This is a genomic window from Blastococcus sp. DSM 46786 (genome assembly GCF_900109665.1).
Classification (GTDB): Bacteria; Actinomycetota; Actinomycetes; order Mycobacteriales; family Geodermatophilaceae; genus Blastococcus; species Blastococcus carthaginiensis.
In genome coordinates this window covers 20,423-35,957 of the sequence record NZ_FOAO01000028.1, presented here as the reverse complement: position 1 = coordinate 35,957, position 15,535 = coordinate 20,423, and the positions used below count along the sequence as shown (strand labels likewise).

Genomic DNA, 15,535 nt, shown 5'->3' with positions numbered 1-15,535 from the left:
TCATGCCGCAGACATCGCCGCAGGCAGCCGTGCTGACCGAGCTCGAGCCGGTGGTCGCCGAGAACCTCGACCGGCACATCCGGATGGCGAAGGAGTGGCACCCGCACGACTACGTCCCCTGGGACGAGGGGCGGAACTTCGCCTTCCTCGGCGGGGAGGACTGGTCCCCGGAGCAGTCCCGCCTCGACGCGACGGCCAAGGCCGCCATGTTCGTGAACCTGCTGACCGAGGACAACCTGCCCAGCTACCACCGCGAGATCGCCACGCGCTTCGGCCGGGACGGCGCCTGGGGGCAGTGGGTGGGCCGCTGGACGGCGGAGGAGGGGCGGCACGGCGTCGCGCTGCGCGACTACCTCGTCGTCACCCGCGGCGTCGACCCGGTCGAGCTCGAGCGAGCCCGGATGGACTACATGACCACCGGCTACGACTCCGGCGACAAGAGCCCCCTCGAGGCCGTCGCCTACGTGTCGTTCCAGGAGCTGGCCACGCGGGTCTCGCACCGCAACACCGGCCGGGCCACCGGCGACCCGATCGCCGACAAGCTGCTGGCCCGCATCGCCACCGACGAGAACCTGCACATGATCTTCTACCGGAACCTGGTGACGGCGGCGTTCGACATCGACCCGGACGAGATGATGAAGGCCGTGGCCAAGGAGGTCATGACCTTCGAGATGCCGGGCGCGAACATGGCGAACTTCCGGCGGAACTCGACGATCATCGCGAAGGCCGGCATCTACGACCTGCGCCTCCACCACGACGAGGTGGTCAGCCCGATCCTGCGCACCTGGAAGGTCTTCGAGCGCGACGACCTCGGCCCCGACGGCGAGCAGGCCCGCGAGCAACTGGCCGGGTTCCTGACCGGCCTCGACGCCGAGGCCACCAGGTTCGTGGAGAGCCGCGAGCGGATGCGGGCGCGCATGGCGGCCCGGGGCGAGGTCCCCGTCCAGGTCTGACCGGGGCCGTTCAGAGGCGGCAGGCCATGACGATCTCGTCGCAGTCGTCGCCGGGTGCGACGCGGATAGCGCCGGGCAGCCGGCCGACCTCGACGTAGCCCAGGCCCCGGTAGAACCGGTCGACGCCGGTGCCCCCGCGGGCGGTCAGGTGGAGGAACTCCCAGCCCCGGTCGCGGGCGATCCGGTGCACGCCGTCCATCAGCACCCGGCCCAGGCCCTGCCCCTGCCGCGAGGGGTGCACCTGCACCCGCAGCACGGTGCCCCAGTGGCGGCGCAGCGGGCTCAGCGAGCCGACGACGCTGGCGAACCCCGCCGTCTCCCCGTCCACCTCGAGCAGGGCGAGCACGTCCCGGCCGGAGTGGACGCCCTCGAGCAGCTTGTCCAGCAGCGGCACGACGTCGTCCTCGGTGACCGGGGGCACGAAGCCGACCGCCCCGCCGGCGTTGGTGACGTCGGTCCAGCAGCGCAGCAGCTCGGCGCGGAGCCCGTCGTCGACGGTGGAGACGGGGCGGACGACGGCGGCGGGCACACCGGCATTCTCCGCCCCGCCCCGACCCGCCCTCGACGCGGCCCTCAGCCCTGCTTGCTCGGCGGCTCGCCCGCGGCGCGGGCCTCCGCCGCGCGCACCGGGTCGTAGGCGCAGGCGTCGACGACGTCGGTGACCGGCCCCTCCGACGGCTCGGGGGCCTCCGTGACCTCCGCGCCGTCCCCCGACGGCTGGGTCCCGGCCGCGGGCACGGGCGTGCGCGGGTCGATCGCCTCGTCGACCAGCTCCCGGATCCGGTCGTAGTCCGGGTAGGCGGGGTCGATCACCGAGGTGTCGAGGACGACGCTGCGGATCTCGGCGTCCTTCACGCGGAACGCGAGGTCGACGAAGTCGTCGAGCCGCGTGCGCGGGATGTCGGTGCTGACGATGTCCTCGGTGGTCGCCGCCAGCCGCTGGTAGCGCTGCAGGAGGGTGACCGGGTCGGCGGCGTCGACGATCGCGGAGATCGTGCACCGCTGCCGGGCCATGCGGTCGTAGTCGGTGAGCCCGAACCGGCCCCGGGCGAACTGCAGCGCGGTGAAGCCGTCCATGCGGACGTCCCGGCCCGGCGCGATGTAGTCGTCGGGCAGCTCGCCGGTGCCCGGGTCCCCGTTGATCGGCACGTAGTAGTTCACGTCCACCGTGACGCCACCCAGCGCGTCGACCAGCCGGCTGAAGCCCTCGAGGTTCACGAGCACGAAGTAGTCGATGCGCAGGCCCAGGGCCTCGCCGACGCCGAGCTTGAGGAAGTCGGCGCCCGGGTCGTCGGTCGGGCCCAGGACGTCGGGGTACCAGGCCGGGCCGTTGCGGTAGACGGCGTTGAGCAGGCTCTCGCTCTCGCTGCCGGCGTCGAACCCGTCGGGGTAGACCTCGCCGAGCGGGCTGTCCTCGGGGAAGGGCAGGTCCTGCAGGTTGCGGGGCAGGCTGAACAGGACGGTGTCACCGGTCTCGACGTCGGTGCTGGCCACGATGACGGTGTCGGTGCGCACGCCCTCGCGCCCCTCCCCGCCATCGCCCCCGAGCAGGAGCACGTTCACCCGCTCCCGCCCACCGAACAGCTCGGCGGTGTCCTCGCCCTCCTCGTCGACGGTCGCCGACTGCCGGTCGTCGTCGAAGACGCCGGCGATGAGGTCGCGCGACGTGGTGGCCAGGTGGCCGGCGAGGACCGACGGGACGGCGACCGCCGCCACGAGGACCGCCACGACGAGGCCGCCGGCGACGTGCCGCCCGCGCGAGGTGCCCGGTGGCACCAGCATCCGGTAGCCGACGACGACGACGGCGATCCAGAGCAGGGCCAGCACGCCGACCCCGACCGTCGTCCAGAGCAGGACGTCGGTGTCGACGAGGGTCCGGGCGGCGAACCGACGGCCCGCGGTGGCCAGCCACACCCCACCCGCGACCAGCAGGAGGAACACGGTGAGGACGGCCGCCCCGAGCCGCCGCCGGCCGGCCGCCAGGAGACCGGTACCTGGCACGAGCGCCCCGAGGACGGTCCAGCCGAGGGCGGCGCGGAAGCTGCGGCGCGGGGCCCGTGCCGGCGGGTGTGCGCCCGGTCGCGGGGAGAGGGGTGTCGTCCCGTCCGTCATCCCGCGGCTCCTGCGGCGCACCAGCTCACCGGGCCATGCTCCCACCGTTCGACCAGGTGGGGGCGCCGACGGTGCCCACCCGCGCAGGACCGCCCGATCCGGCGACACCGGGGCCGCAGGCGCGGGACCGTCTCGTCGGTGGCCCTCCGTAAGCTCCGCGGCGTGCGACTGGCCACCTGGAACGTCAACTCGATCCGTACCCGCGCCGACCGCGTCGCCGCCTTCCTGGAGCGCCACGACGTCGACGTGCTGGCCATGCAGGAGACCAAGTGCCGGGACGACCAGTTCCCGGAGGCCCGGTTCACCGCGCTGGGCTACGAGGTCGCGCACGTCGGCTACTCGCAGTGGAACGGGGTGTCGATCCTGTCCCGGGTGGGGTTGGAGGACGTCACCGTCGGCTTCCCCGGCCAGCCGTGCTGGGGCGAGGACACCTCCTGCGAGGCACGGGCGCTGGCCGCCACCTGCGCCGGGGTGCGGGTGTGGAGCCTCTACGTGCCCAACGGGCGCACGCTGGCCGATCCGCACTACACCTACAAACTGGAGTGGCTGGCCGCGCTGCGCGGCACCGCGGCGGGCTGGCTGGCCGACGACCCCGCCGCCCAGGTGGCGCTCGTCGGCGACTGGAACATCGCCCCGCAGGACGACGACGTCTGGGACATGTCGGTGTTCAGCACCTCCACGCACGTCTCCGCGCCGGAGCGCGCGGCCTTCCAGGCGGTGGTCGACGCCGGGTACGCCGACCTGGTGCGCCCCCACGCCCCCGGCCCGGGCGTCTACACGTACTGGGACTACACCCAGCTGCGCTTCCCCCGTCGCGAGGGCATGCGGATCGACTTCCTGCTGGGCTCCCCCGCCCTGGCGGCCCGGGTCGACGGCGCGTTCATCGACCGCGAGGAGCGCAAGGGCAAGGGCGCCAGCGACCACGCCCCGGTGGTCGTCGACCTGAGCTGACGGGCCAGCGTGTCCGGAGCGCGGGTCTTGGTGGCAGGTGGGGCGTCGAGGCGAGGCGGGGAGCCGCGTCCGCGCATGTAGTTCCGTGGTCGGGTCGGCGGGCTTTCCGTCGCCGCGTCGCTCAGCCGGCCGGTGTCGGCGGCGGGTCGGCACCGCCAGCACACCGATCCCCCGGCACCGGCGCGCGGCGTTCCTCGGGGCGGACCGGCAGAGATCAGTCGGTCAGTGGCTGCACCGGCCCTCGCGTCCGCCGGCCCGGAAGCCGAGTCTCATCGGTGTCGGACCGTCGCGGTCCGACGGACACGGGGGGCGGCGCTCCGGAGCGTCCCTGGTCCCTCGCCTCGGAGAGGAACTCGACCATGAGGCGCCCTACGCTCTCGGAACCGGATGACCGCCAGTCCAGGGGTGCCGCGCGCTCGGTGGCCGTCGTCGGCAGCGGCCGGATGGGCTCGGGCTTGGTGTCCCTGCTCGCGCCACACACGGATGTCGTCTGGGCGAGCCGTGACCCCGCGCGGCTCGCCCAGCGTCTCGACGCGCTCGAGATGGGTGGCCGGGTCCGCCCGGAGGCCGAGCCGGAGGCACTGGAGGCCGACGTCGTGGTGCTGGCGCTCTGGCACGACGACGCGGTCGCATTCGCCACTCGGCACGCCCGGCGGTTGGCCGGCACGGTGGTCGTTGACATCGCGAACCCGTTCACCCCCGACTTCCTCGGCTTCTCGTTGCCGGAGACGACCTCCGCCGCCGAGCGGCTGGCGGCCGCGGCGCCGGCCGCACACGTCGTCGGGGCGTTCAAGAACACCTTCTGGGTGGTGCTCGAGGAGCCCACGATCTTTCCGGAGGGCCCGTCGGACGTGCTCGTGACCGGCGACGACGCGGCGAGCAAGGAACTGGTCCTCGCCACGCTCGCCCCCCTCCCGTTCCGGTTCCTGGATGCCGGCCCCCTGGCCAACAGCCGGACCGTCGAGCGCATGACCTTGCTCGGGCGGGAGCTGGCCCAGCGGACGGGCAGCTATCCGCGCACCGGCTGGCGGCTGCTCGGCGTCGACGGACGGTGAGCGGGCCCGGCCGCTCAACGCAGGGCGAGTGGCGACCGGTCTCCCGGTTCCCGCCGCCCGTGGATCCGGCGGGCATCCGCGGGGATGGCGACGTCGTTGATGCTGGCCTCACGCCGCCGCATGAGGCCGTCGGCGGCGAACTCCCACTGCTCGTTGCCGTAGGACCGCCAGCATCTCCCGGCCGCGTCGCTCCACTCGTACTGGAACCGGACGGCGATGCGGTCATCGGTGACGGCCCAGAGCTCCTTGCGCAGCGCGTACTCGCGTTCGCGGTCCCACTTGCGGGTCAGGAACTCCACCACGGCGTCCCTGCCCTGCAGGAACTCGTCCCGGTTCCGCCACACGGTGTCCTCCGTGTAGGCCAGCGCGACGCGGGCCGGGTCGCAACTGTTCCAGGCGTCCTCGGCCGCCTGCACCTTCTCCAGGGCGGTGTCCCGGGTGAACGGCGGGAAGGGGGGACGCGGCACGGGGATCTCCTGAGGTCGTGGCGCCGGGGACCGGTGCGCTCGGCCTCCACCCTGCGGCAGCCGGCGCCGGAGGACGAGCCCGTCGCCGGTCACCGGGCGCCGGGTTGCTGCCATGCTCGCCACGGCGCCCGGCGCGGAAGTCACCCGCTCTCGGCCACCAGCCGGAGGAAGCGCGGGAGGCCGACGTTGCGTCCGGTGAGCACCACGCCCACGCGGGCCCCCGCCAGCCCGGCGGCCGGGTCGAGGACCGCGGCGAGCGCGGCGGCCCCGGACGGTTCCACCATCTGCTGGTGCTCGGCGGCGAGCCACCGCAGCCCACGGATGATCTGCTCGTCGGAGACCGGCAGCACGCGGTGCACCACCTGGCACACCAGCCCGAACGTCCGGGTGGCCGGGTCGACGGCGCCGGACAGCCCCTCGGCGACCGACTCGGCCGGCTGGACCGGTACGGGTCGTCCGGCCGCATGCCAGCGCAGCCAGGTGGGGCTCCGTTCCGTCGCGGCCGCCCAGACCTGGACGCCGGGCCGGTGCTCCGCGAGGACGGCCCCGAGTCCCGCGGCCAGGCCTCCCCCGCCGATCGGCACCACGAGGACGTCGACGTCGGGCAGTTCCTCGTCGAGCTCCAGCCCCAGGGTGCCGGCCCCGGCGATCATGTCCGGATCGTCGTACGCCGACGAGAACGTCCACCCGTACGCCGCCGCGGAGGCCAGTGCCGCCCGCCGCGCCGACTCGATGTCGGCGAAGGTCTCCATGCGCGCGCCGAGATCGGCCAGCCGGTCCAGCTTCGCCCGATCGGTGGCCGCGGGCAGGTAGATGTGCGCCTGCGTGCCCAGTCGGCCGGCAGCGTAGGCGAGCCCGATGCCGTGGTTCCCGGCCGTCGGCGCCACGACGCCGCGCGACCGCGCGGTCGCGGTCAGCCGGGTGAGCTTGGTCAGCGACCCGCGCGGCTTGAAGCTGCCGGTCACCTGCTGCTGCTCGTGCTTGAGCCAGACCGATGCCCCGCTCACCCGGCCGGCGGACGCGGAGAGCTCTACCGGCGTCCGGTGCAGGTGCGGCGCGATCAGGGGGCGGGCGGCGCGGGCCGCGCCGACCACATCGCCGACCTCGAGGCGGTCCCGCGGCCCGGTCACGTCGTCCCCACCGTCACGGCCCGCCGCTCGCCCGCCCCGGGAAGTTCGGGGAGACTCGGTGGCGAACGTCGTACCCGTGGGGGCCAGCAGCGCGGGCCTGCTCGCGGCTCGTGGTCCCGCCGGGAGCCGATCGGTCACCGCGTCAGCGCCTCGCCGGCCGGCGGTGCGGTCGCGGGAGCCGGACGGGCCGCCGCCGCCCAGGTCCCCGCTGCCAGCAGCACCAGGACGACCGCCACCACCGCGGCGCCCACCCGGCTCAGCGCGGCCAGGCCGTAGCCCTCCAGGACCACGCCACCGACCCACGCGCCGGCGGCGATGCCCCAGTAGACGACGGCGGTGTTCAGGCTCAGCACCGTCTGCGCGGCCGACGGCACGAAGCGGACCAGCCGGCTCATCTGAGCCGGGACGATCCCCCAGCCGGCCCATCCCCACAGCGCGAGGGCGCCCACGGCCACCGGTACCCGCCACGGAGCCGGGAGCTGCGGGAGGAGGGCTAGGCAGGTGAGGGCGAGGAGGAGTGCGCCCAGCATCGCCAGCACCGTGGCGGTCCCGCCATGGCGGTCGGCGGCGCGCCCGCCGGACCGGTTGCCCAGGTAGGCGAACCCGCCGTACACGAGCAGCAGGGCGCTGATCGCCGTCGCGTCGAGGCCGGCGAAGACGCTGAGGACCTCCGCGAGGAACGTGAACGGCACGAACATGGCCAGCTGCCAGGAGAACACGGCCAGCAGGTTGAGCGGCACGGCCGACCGCACCCAGCCGGCCGGACGTCCGGTCGGAGCCGCGGCGGCCGGGGCGACCGGCAGCCGCGGCAGGAGTCGCGCCAGCCCGACCGTCGCGGCGGCACCCAGCACGGCCACGGCGACGAACGTGCTCCGCCACGAGCCGAGGCCGCCGAGGAGGCTGCCCAGCGGCACGCCGAGGACCATCGCGACCGTCATGCCGGACAGCACGGCCGCCACGGCTCGGCCCCGCTCCTCCGGCGGCGACAGCGCCACCGCCACGCCCATGGCCGTCGGGGAGTACAACCCCGCGAAGACCGCTGCCGCGATCCGGGCGCCGAGGAGGACGCCCATGTCCGGGGCCACCGCGGCGACCAGGTGCGCCACCGTGAAACCCGCCATGCCGACGACGAGCACGGTGCGCCGATCGAAGCGGGCGGCCAGCGGCCCGAGCACCAGGGCCGCGGTGCCGTAGACCAGCGCGAACAGGGACAGCAGCCGGCCGGCGTCGGCCAGCGGGACGTCGAGGTCCCCGGCGATCGTCGGCAGGATCCCGGCCACGACGAAGCCACTGGTCCCCAGCGCGAAGCTGCCGAGCGCGAGCATCCGCAGCCGGGCGTCGGCGCGGCTCACGGCGCCACCATCTCCAGCGCGGCGGCGGCGGACGCCAGCAGGCCGGTGGGCGCCGGGCGGGAACCGCCGTCCAGCGCGGCCACCCAGCCGTCGGTGCTCAGCACGCCCGCGAACCGCGACTGCAGCACCAGCAGGGTGTGCCGGTGCAGCTCCTCGGCGGTCACGCTCCCGACGGCGTTGCGGAGCGCGATGGTCCCGGTGGCGTCGTCGAGGACCTCCACCGCGTATCCCCGGTGCGCCGCCGACCGGGCCGTCGAGTCGATGCAGTTGTGGGTGAGGAACCCGACCAGCGTCACGGTGTCCACCCCCTCGCTGCGCAGCCAGTCGTCCAGGGACGTGCCGCTGAAGGCGCTCGGCAGGGTCTTCTGCACCCGGAGGTCCGCGCGGACGCCGTCGAGCACGGGGTGCAGCCGCCAGCCGGCCGTGCCCCGGGCGAAGGCCGGCGCGCCCGGTTTCTCCGTCTGCTGGACGACGACGACCGGGATGCCACGGGCGGTGGCGGCGTCCACGGCCCGCCGCACGTTGGCCAGGGCGGCGGTGCGCGGCGGCCATGCGACCGGCAGCGTTCCCTCGTCGTACTCCCCCTGGACGTCGATCACCAGCAGTGCACGGCTCACGTCGCGCTCCTCTCCTCCTGGCCACCCCCGACGGGCCGGTGATGGTCGCGAGGAAGCCTCCGGCCGGGGCGGTGGCGACGGTGAGGGGCAGAAGCGACGAGCCGGGAACGATTCCTGCCAGCCGGTGCTCCGTGGCGGGAACCGGGCGAGCCGTGGCGCCCCCGGGGGTGGTTCCGGCGACGCCGCGAGCCGACGCTCTGCCCGTGACCACCACCTCCCCAGGCGGAACCACCCCGCACCCCGGCATCCGCCCGGCGACCGAGCAGGACGCGGCGGCCGTCGCAGGCATCCACGACGCCGGCATCCTCAGCGGCGTCGCCACCCTGGACACCACGCCGCGCACGGTCCCCGGCACCCGGGCGCGGATCCGAGCGACCGGCGCGCCCCACCTGTTCCTGGTCGCCGAGGAGTGCGCGCGCGTGGTGGGCTGGGCGGCGACCTTCGCCTACTCGCCGCGCGCCGCGTACCGGGGCGTGGCCGAGTTCTCGGTCTACGTGGATCCGCGCAGCGCCGGGCGGGGTCACGGTCGCCGGCTGCTCGCGGAACTGACCCGGGGGTCGGAGGCGGCCGGTCTCCACAAGCTCGTCGGCCGGGTCCTCGCCGGCAACACCGGGAGCCGGGCCCTGTGCTCGGCGTGCGGCTTCCGCGAGGTGGGCGTCCACCGGCGGCACGGGCAGGTCGACGGGACGTGGCACGACGTCGTCGTCCTGGAGCGGCTCCTGGGCGCCGCGGCAGACGTGGCGCTGGTCAGGTAGCCGCCGTCCGGGGAGAGGCTTCCCCGGCGGACACCCGGGCCCGGAAGCCGGCCCGGTACTGGGTCGGCGAGCAGCCCAGGGCCCGCCGGAAGTGGGTCCGCAGCGCGATCGGGGAGCCGAATCCGGTCGCGTCGGTGATCCGGTCGATCGTCAGATCGGTGCGCTCGAGGAGCTGCTGGGCGAGGAGGACGCGTTGGTGGAGCAGCCACTGGTGCGGCGTGCGCCCGACCTCCGCCCGGAACCGCCGGGCGAAGGTGCGCGGGCTCATGTACGCGGTGGCCGCCCACTGGTCGACCTCGATCGGGCTGCTGAGGTTCTCCAGCGCCCAGCGCAGGGCCCGCGGCATCCGGTCGTCCGGCTCGTCACCGGACACGGGCACCTCCAGGACCTGCGCGTCGCCGCCCGAACGCGGGGGCGGCATGACCATCCGGCGCGCCACGTCACCCGCAGCCGCGGCCCCGCGCAGCCTCCGCAGCAGGTGCAGGCACAGGTCGACCGAGGCCATGTTCCCTGCCGCGGTGAGCACCGTGCCCTCGTCCACGAAGAGCGCCTCGTGGTCGACGCGGATGTCCGGATGGCGCTGCGAGAGCTCGGCCGTGTGCATCCAGTGGGTCGTCGCGCGACGTCCCCGCAGCAGGCCGGCCTCGGCCAGCACGAAGACGCCGCGGCAGGACCCGGCGACGGTCGCTCCCCGGGCGTGCGCGGCACGCAAGCCGTCGAGAACGGAGCGCGGGGCCGGGCCGGTGTCCGGCCGCCACCAGGGCACGACCACCAGATCCGCACGGGCGATGACGTCCTCCACCCCTCCGGCGGCGACCAGCATGCCCAGGGCCTCGTGCGCACCGTCGTCACCGGCCACGACCTCCACCCGGTGCACCGGGTGGCCCGCGCCGGTGCGGTCGGCAGCGAACACCTCCAGCGGCACGGCGAGGTCGAGGAGCCGCGCACCGGTGAACGCCACGATCGCCACGGTCGACCCCCCGGGCAGCGGGCCGCCGGCTCCCGGTGCCGACGGGACGGCGCACCGCGATCCGTACGTGTCGCGGTCGTCGGCATCCCGGTCGATCCACCGGACTCCTGGCACCACGTCGTGCTGGACCCGTTCCCGCACAGACCCGGTCATGTGCCGCCCTCCCGCTCTGGCGCTACGCTGTGTCGCGTTATCAGGATCTGCTTTCTACACCGTTTGGCGGTCAGGCGGTCTACTAACGATGCACAGTGTCGCGTATCTCAGAGAGGGGTCCGGGTGTCGACGGTCGGGAGACCACGGGATGCGCAGCGGCGAGCTGCGGTGCTCGCGGCCACCAGGGAACTGCTCGCCGAGGGTGGTTATCCAGCGCTGAGCATCGGCGCCGTCGCCTCTCGTGCGGGCGTGGCACGGACGACCGTGTACCGGTCCTGGCCGTCGAAGGCGGCCCTGGTGATCGACGCCGTCTCGGGGGTGATGGATCTGGGCCCCGCTGTGGACACCGGGCGGTGGGCCGACGACCTCCGCGAGACCGTGCTCCAGACGACCCGCTCGCTGAGCCAGTCCGTGGCCGGGCAGACCATCCCCGGCCTCGCCGCCGACCTGACCCGCGACCCCGAACTAGCCGCCGAGTTCCGCGCCCGCTTCGCACAACCGCGCAAGCGCGCCGTCGTCCGCCTGCTCCAGCGCGGGATCGCGGAGGGTGCGGTACGGGCCGACGTCGATCTGGACCTGGTGGAGGACCTCCTCGTGGCACCCATCGTGCACCGCCTGGTCATCACCGGAGCGCCGGTGACCGAAGCGCTGGCCCTGGAGGTGCTGGACCTCGTGCTCGGGGGCATCAGCACGTCCCGCACACCGGACACCGGCTGACGGTCGGCCCGCCAGGTCCCGGCGCCCACCTCGTCGAGCGGGGCGGGCGGCCGGCACACGGCCGCCGTGTCCCCTATGCCGGTCCGCCGGCCGCGGGTGCTCCGACGCCCGGCACCATGAGGGCGGTCAGAGCTGCACGGGTGCTCGGCGTCCACGGCGCCGGCCGACCCGTGTCCGGATCCACCTTGATGACCACCCGCGAGCCCCTCGCGTGCTCGACGCCGTCCGTGGTGAAGCGCACCGCGTACACCGCGCTGGTGACGCCCACCCTGATCACGGCGAGCTCGACGTCCAGGAGCCCCACCCCCCGGAAGGGTGCGGCGTAGGTCAGCTGCTGCTCCCGCACGGCCCAGTGCTGGTCCGGGTTCCGGTGGGGATCGAGTTCCCACCGCCGCCCCAGGGACTCGAAGTAGGCGGAGATGGCGCGATCGGTGAGCGCGAAGTACCGCGCGTTGTGCAGCATCCCCATCGCGTCCAGATCGTCGAAGTACACGGGCGCTCGCCAGAGGAACGCTGCACGTTCCACCGTTGCGCAGTGCTCTACCTCGTGCTCGGTCTGCTCTACCAGTTCCGTCATGGCTTCCCTCTTCCCGTCGGACTGCTGGGGGCGGGGCCGGGTGGCCGCCGTCGCCCGGCCAGCGTGCTGGGCATGACGCTGTCGGCACGAGTGGCAGAAATGCCGCGAACGGCAGGGATCCGGCCATCCCGGAGCCCCACCGCCCGCTCACGGTGGCGCGAGATCGAGCGGGCCCCGCTGACCCCGGGCGGTCGTCGACCCCAGCTGACGGATGCCTAGGCTGGCGCCCCGTGCTCGTCCTGCTGCCTCCGTCGGAGACCAAGGCCCCCGGGGGCGAGGGCCCGCCGCTCGACCTCGGGGCGCTCACCGCACCGGAGCTCACACCGGTGCGGAGCGGGCTCGCCGAGGCGCTGATCGCGCTCGCCGGCGACGTCCCGGCGTCCCGTGCCGCCCTGGGGCTCTCCCCGAAGCAGGACGACGAGATCGCCCGCAACGCCGCGCTCTTCACCGCCGGCACGCTCCCGGCGCTCGAGCGCTACACCGGCGTGCTCTACGACGCCCTCGCCGTGCGCTCGCTCACCCGGGCGCAGCGGGCCCGGGCCGACCGCCGGCTGGCCGTGGGGTCCGCGCTCTTCGGACTGGTCGCCGGCGGGGACCGCATCCCGGCGTACCGCCTCTCGGCCGGCTCCGCGCTGCCCGGCCTGCCCACCCTCCGCGCCCTGTGGAAGCCGGCGCTCGGGCCGGTGCTCGCCGGCGTCGACGAGCTGGTCGTCGATCTGCGCAGCGGCTCCTACGCCGCGCTCGCACCCGTGCCCGGCGCGGTCACCGTGACCGTGCTGAGCGAACGGCCCGACGGCACGCGTGCCGTGGTCAGCCACTTCAACAAGGCGCACAAGGGACGGCTGGCCCGCCTGCTCGCCACCACCACGGCCGAGCCGGGTGACGTCGTGCGGCTCAGGAGCCTGCTGAGGCGGGCGGGGTTGCACGTGGAACACGCCGGCGGAACGGCGTTGACGCTGGTCGTGCCTGCGCACTGAGGCCCATCTCTCGCCCTCCGCCCCTGCGGTTGGTTGCACGCAACCGGCCTGCCGTGACATAACTGCGGGGGACCCGGCGCGCCCGAACCACGCGGCGCACGGGCACCTCGTATCCGGCGGCCGCCGGGCAGGAAGGCTTCGGTGGACGGGACGGACCGCACGGTCGACGCGGGACCGGGCCTCGGCGCGCGCTCCGCGGCCGAGCTGCGCCTGGACCCCACCCGGGTGGCAGCCGCCCGCCGCATCCTCCCGACCGGGGACCGCGCCGGGCTCGACCGGCTCGCGCAGCTCGCCGCCCGGCTGCTGGGGACGAGCGGCAGCCAGGTCTCGCTGCTCGTCGACGAGCAGCACGTCGCCGCCGGGACCGGCGCCGCCGCCGTCGGCACCACCGGGCCGCTCTCGGACTCGCTCTGCACCGTCACGGCGGCGCTGCCCGCCGGGGAGGCGCTCGTCGTCCCCGACGCGCGGGCCGACGAGCGCGTGCGCGACCTCCCGCCGGTGCGGTCCGGCACCGTGGGCTCCTACCTCGGCACCGTGCTCACCGATCCCACGGGCGCCCCCGTCGGCGCGCTGTGCGTCTTCGACCCCGAGCCGCGGCCGTGGGCGAGCTCGGAGATCGCGACGCTGCGCCAGCTCGCCGGCTCGGTCATGACCGAGCTGCAACTGGCGGCGCTGCTGCGCCGGTCCGAGGGCGACCGCATCCGGTGGGAGCTGGCCACCGAGGCCGGCGGCGTGGGCACCTGGGACTGGGACCAGGAGACCGGTGAGCTGACCTGGGACGAACAGCTCATCGCGATGTTCGGCTACGGCAGCGAGGACTTCGGGCGGACGATCGACGCCTTCGACGCCCGCCTGCACCCCGAGGACGCCGAGTGGGTCGCCGAGGCGCTCCAGCAGGCCGTGGGGACCGGCGGCGAGTACGACGCCACCTACCGCATCGTGCGCCCGGACGGCGAGACCCGCTGGATCCACGCCCACGGCCGGGCACTGGTCGACGGGGGTGGGCGCACGACCCGCATCCTGGGCACCGCCTACGACGTGACCGGCGAGCGGGAGGAGGCCACCCGCGTCACCCGCGTCCTCGAGGCCATGCCCGCCGGCTTCTACAGCCTCGACCGCGACTGGTGCTTCACCTACGTCAACGCCGTGGCCGAGAAGCTGCTGCAGACCACCCGCGACGAGCTGCTGGGGCGGGAGCTCTGGGAGGCCTTCCCCGCCGCGCTGCACAGCGTCTTCGAGGACCGCTACCGCGAGGCCGTTCGCACCGGCGAGCCGGTCGCCTTCGACGCCTTCTACCCCGCGCCGCTGGACGGCTGGTTCGAGCTGCGGGCCTGGCCCAGCCCCGACGGCCTGTCGGTGTACTTCCTCGAGGTGACCGAGCGGCGCCGGGTGCAGGAGGAGGCCGAGCGGGTGGCCCAGCGGCTGGCGCTGCTGGCCAGCGTCAGCGCCGACCTCGCCGGCCCGCTGGACCAGCACCGCGCGATGGAGCACCTGCCCCAGCTCGTCGTGCCGGCGCTCGCCGACTTCTGCATCGTCACGGTCGTCGACGAGGACGGCCGCGCCCGCGACGTCGGGTACTGGCACGCCGATCCCGAGCTGCGCCCGGTGCTGGAGCGCTACACCGAGGTGCGGCTGGACGCGATGCCGCCGGACTCCCCCGCCGCCGTCGCGCTGCGCACCGGGGAGCAGCGGCGCAGCCTGGGCCCGGCGGTGCTGGACCTGCTCGCCCCGGGGGAGTCCCGCGACCTGCTGGCCCGCCTCGATCCGCGTGAGGCCGTCGTGCTGCCGATGCGCGGGCGCAACCGCACGCTGGGCCTGCTGACCGTCTACTACTCCCAGGTGACCCCGACCCGGGCCGAGAACCTGGCCACCGCGCAGGAGGTGGCCGACCGCGCCGGCCTGGCCCTGGACAACGGCCGCCTCTACAACGCCCAGCAACAGCTCGCCGAGGGGCTGCAGCGCAGCCTGCTCACCGAGCCGCCCGAGCCCGACCACGCCGAGATCGCGGTGCGCTACCTCCCCGCCGCGGAGGCGGCCCGGGTCGGCGGCGACTGGTACGACGCCTTCCTGCAGCCGGGCGGCGCGACGATGCTGGTCATCGGCGACGTCGTGGGGCACGACACCGAGGCAGCGGCGGCCATGGGCCAGCTGAGGGGTTTGCTGCGCGGGGTCGCCACCTACAGCGACGCCGGCCCGGGTGAGGTCCTGCGCGGGCTGGACGCCTCGATGACGACCCTGCAGATCCCCACCATGGCCACCGCCGCGGTCGCCCGGCTCGAGCAGACGCCCGACGAGGTGGAGCAGGGCGTCACGCGCATGCGCTGGGCCAACGCCGGCCACCTGCCGCCGCTGGTCCTCACCGAGGAGGGGCAGGTGGCGGAGCTGGGCGAGTGGACCGGCGACCTGCTGCTGGGAGTCGACCCCGGCACGCAGCGGCGCGAGTCGGTCGCCACGCTGCGGCGCGGCTCGACGGTCCTGCTCTACACCGACGGCCTCGTCGAGCGCCGCGACTCCGACCTCGACGAGGGCATCCAGCGGCTGCGGGCGGCGGTGGAGGAGCTCGCCGACCTGCCGCTGGAGGCCCTGCTCGACGAACTGCTGCACCGGCTGGTGGACGGCCACCCGGAGGACGACGTCGCGCTGGTCGCCGTCCGGCTGCACCCGCAGGACCGGCCCCGGCCGGCCGCGGCCGGGCCGGCCCGCGTGCCCCCCACCGTGCCGAGGGACCCGGCCCAGGACTGAGCCGCGC

At 74.8% G+C, this 15,535-nt stretch carries 15 protein-coding genes; 7 read left to right on the top strand and 8 right to left on the bottom strand.

Annotation, left to right across the window (positions count from 1 at the left end; translation table 11 throughout):
- The first annotated feature begins 2 nt into the window (after positions 1 to 2).
- Positions 3 to 953 carry an acyl-ACP desaturase gene (locus tag BMW62_RS20515; RefSeq protein WP_091935089.1) on the top strand — a complete coding sequence of 317 codons (951 nt, stop codon included), beginning with the start codon at positions 3 to 5 and terminating at the stop codon, positions 951 to 953.
- 10 nt (positions 954 to 963) lie between these two features.
- On the opposite strand, the gene BMW62_RS23560 is transcribed toward BMW62_RS20515, so the two are convergent.
- The gene (locus BMW62_RS23560) at positions 964 to 1,482 is read right to left on the bottom strand and encodes a GNAT family N-acetyltransferase (RefSeq protein ID WP_091935086.1); all 519 of its coding nucleotides are present in this window, start codon (positions 1,480 to 1,482) and stop codon (positions 964 to 966) included.
- 44 nt (positions 1,483 to 1,526) lie between these two features.
- Positions 1,527 to 3,065, bottom strand: coding sequence for an LCP family protein (locus tag BMW62_RS20505; RefSeq protein WP_091935083.1), 1,539 nt, complete (start codon positions 3,063 to 3,065; stop codon positions 1,527 to 1,529).
- Positions 3,066 to 3,227: 162 nt separating this feature from the next.
- Between BMW62_RS20505 and BMW62_RS20500 the strand changes: the two genes are divergently transcribed.
- On the top strand, positions 3,228 to 4,016 hold the full coding sequence (locus BMW62_RS20500; RefSeq protein ID WP_091935080.1) for an exodeoxyribonuclease III: 789 nt from the start codon (positions 3,228 to 3,230) through the stop codon (positions 4,014 to 4,016).
- Between the two features lie 359 nt (positions 4,017 to 4,375).
- On the top strand, positions 4,376 to 5,071 hold the full coding sequence (locus BMW62_RS20495; RefSeq protein WP_091935077.1) for an NADPH-dependent F420 reductase: 696 nt from the start codon (positions 4,376 to 4,378) through the stop codon (positions 5,069 to 5,071).
- 14 nt (positions 5,072 to 5,085) lie between these two features.
- Here BMW62_RS20495 and BMW62_RS20490 read toward each other — a convergent pair whose 3' ends face one another.
- From BMW62_RS20490 to BMW62_RS20475, 4 genes are all read right to left on the bottom strand, one after another.
- A complete protein-coding gene (locus BMW62_RS20490) occupies positions 5,086 to 5,538 on the bottom strand; it encodes a nuclear transport factor 2 family protein (RefSeq protein WP_244524191.1) in 453 nt (150 codons plus the stop codon).
- A gap of 140 nt (positions 5,539 to 5,678) precedes the next feature.
- Positions 5,679 to 6,668 carry a threonine ammonia-lyase gene (locus BMW62_RS20485; protein WP_170852494.1) on the bottom strand — a complete coding sequence of 330 codons (990 nt, stop codon included), beginning with the start codon at positions 6,666 to 6,668 and terminating at the stop codon, positions 5,679 to 5,681.
- A 134-nt stretch (positions 6,669 to 6,802) separates the two neighbouring features.
- Positions 6,803 to 8,020 (bottom strand): MFS transporter, encoded by a 1,218-nt coding sequence (locus BMW62_RS20480; protein WP_091935072.1) that lies wholly within the window; start codon positions 8,018 to 8,020, stop codon positions 6,803 to 6,805.
- Positions 8,017 to 8,637 (bottom strand): cysteine hydrolase family protein, encoded by a 621-nt coding sequence (locus BMW62_RS20475; RefSeq protein ID WP_091935069.1) that lies wholly within the window; start codon positions 8,635 to 8,637, stop codon positions 8,017 to 8,019. Before BMW62_RS20475 ends, BMW62_RS20480 begins: the two co-directional genes overlap by 4 nt.
- 203 nt (positions 8,638 to 8,840) lie before the next feature.
- On the opposite strand from BMW62_RS20475, the gene BMW62_RS20470 reads away from it, so the two are divergent.
- Positions 8,841 to 9,392 (top strand): arsinothricin resistance N-acetyltransferase ArsN1 family A, encoded by a 552-nt coding sequence (locus tag BMW62_RS20470; RefSeq protein ID WP_211435215.1) that lies wholly within the window; start codon positions 8,841 to 8,843, stop codon positions 9,390 to 9,392.
- Here the strand turns inward: BMW62_RS20470 and BMW62_RS20465 are convergent.
- The gene (locus tag BMW62_RS20465; protein WP_091935066.1) at positions 9,385 to 10,515 is read right to left on the bottom strand and encodes a GlxA family transcriptional regulator; all 1,131 of its coding nucleotides are present in this window, start codon (positions 10,513 to 10,515) and stop codon (positions 9,385 to 9,387) included. The two genes, BMW62_RS20470 and BMW62_RS20465, sit on opposite strands and share 8 nt — an antisense overlap.
- Here BMW62_RS20465 and BMW62_RS23555 point away from each other — a divergent pair.
- A complete protein-coding gene (locus tag BMW62_RS23555; RefSeq protein WP_280138686.1) occupies positions 10,483 to 11,232 on the top strand; it encodes a TetR/AcrR family transcriptional regulator in 750 nt (249 codons plus the stop codon). The genes BMW62_RS20465 and BMW62_RS23555 overlap by 33 nt on opposite strands.
- Positions 11,233 to 11,305: 73 nt before the next feature.
- Here BMW62_RS23555 and BMW62_RS20445 read toward each other — a convergent pair whose 3' ends face one another.
- Positions 11,306 to 11,809 carry an acyl-CoA thioesterase gene (locus tag BMW62_RS20445; protein WP_091935060.1) on the bottom strand — a complete coding sequence of 168 codons (504 nt, stop codon included), beginning with the start codon at positions 11,807 to 11,809 and terminating at the stop codon, positions 11,306 to 11,308.
- A gap of 230 nt (positions 11,810 to 12,039) precedes the next feature.
- Between BMW62_RS20445 and yaaA the strand changes: the two genes are divergently transcribed.
- Complete coding sequence (yaaA, locus tag BMW62_RS20440) at positions 12,040 to 12,786, top strand: peroxide stress protein YaaA (RefSeq protein WP_091935057.1); 747 nt, start codon at positions 12,040 to 12,042, stop codon at positions 12,784 to 12,786.
- A gap of 141 nt (positions 12,787 to 12,927) precedes the next feature.
- Positions 12,928 to 15,528, top strand: coding sequence for a SpoIIE family protein phosphatase (locus BMW62_RS20435; protein WP_091935053.1), 2,601 nt, complete (start codon positions 12,928 to 12,930; stop codon positions 15,526 to 15,528).
- The last annotated feature ends 7 nt before the right edge of the window (positions 15,529 to 15,535 follow it).

What these genes read in the sequence shown, in the direction of transcription:
- BMW62_RS20465 (WP_091935066.1), bottom strand. Translation starts at nt 10,515, where the DNA reads ATGACCGGGTCTGTGCGGGAACGGGTCCAGCACGACGTGGTGCCAGGA.
- BMW62_RS20515 (WP_091935089.1), top strand. Translation starts at nt 3, where the DNA reads ATGCCGCAGACATCGCCGCAGGCAGCCGTGCTGACCGAGCTCGAGCCG.
- BMW62_RS20445 (WP_091935060.1), bottom strand. Translation starts at nt 11,809, where the DNA reads ATGACGGAACTGGTAGAGCAGACCGAGCACGAGGTAGAGCACTGCGCA.
- BMW62_RS20495 (WP_091935077.1), top strand. Translation starts at nt 4,376, where the DNA reads ATGAGGCGCCCTACGCTCTCGGAACCGGATGACCGCCAGTCCAGGGGT.
- BMW62_RS20505 (WP_091935083.1), bottom strand. Translation starts at nt 3,065, where the DNA reads ATGACGGACGGGACGACACCCCTCTCCCCGCGACCGGGCGCACACCCG.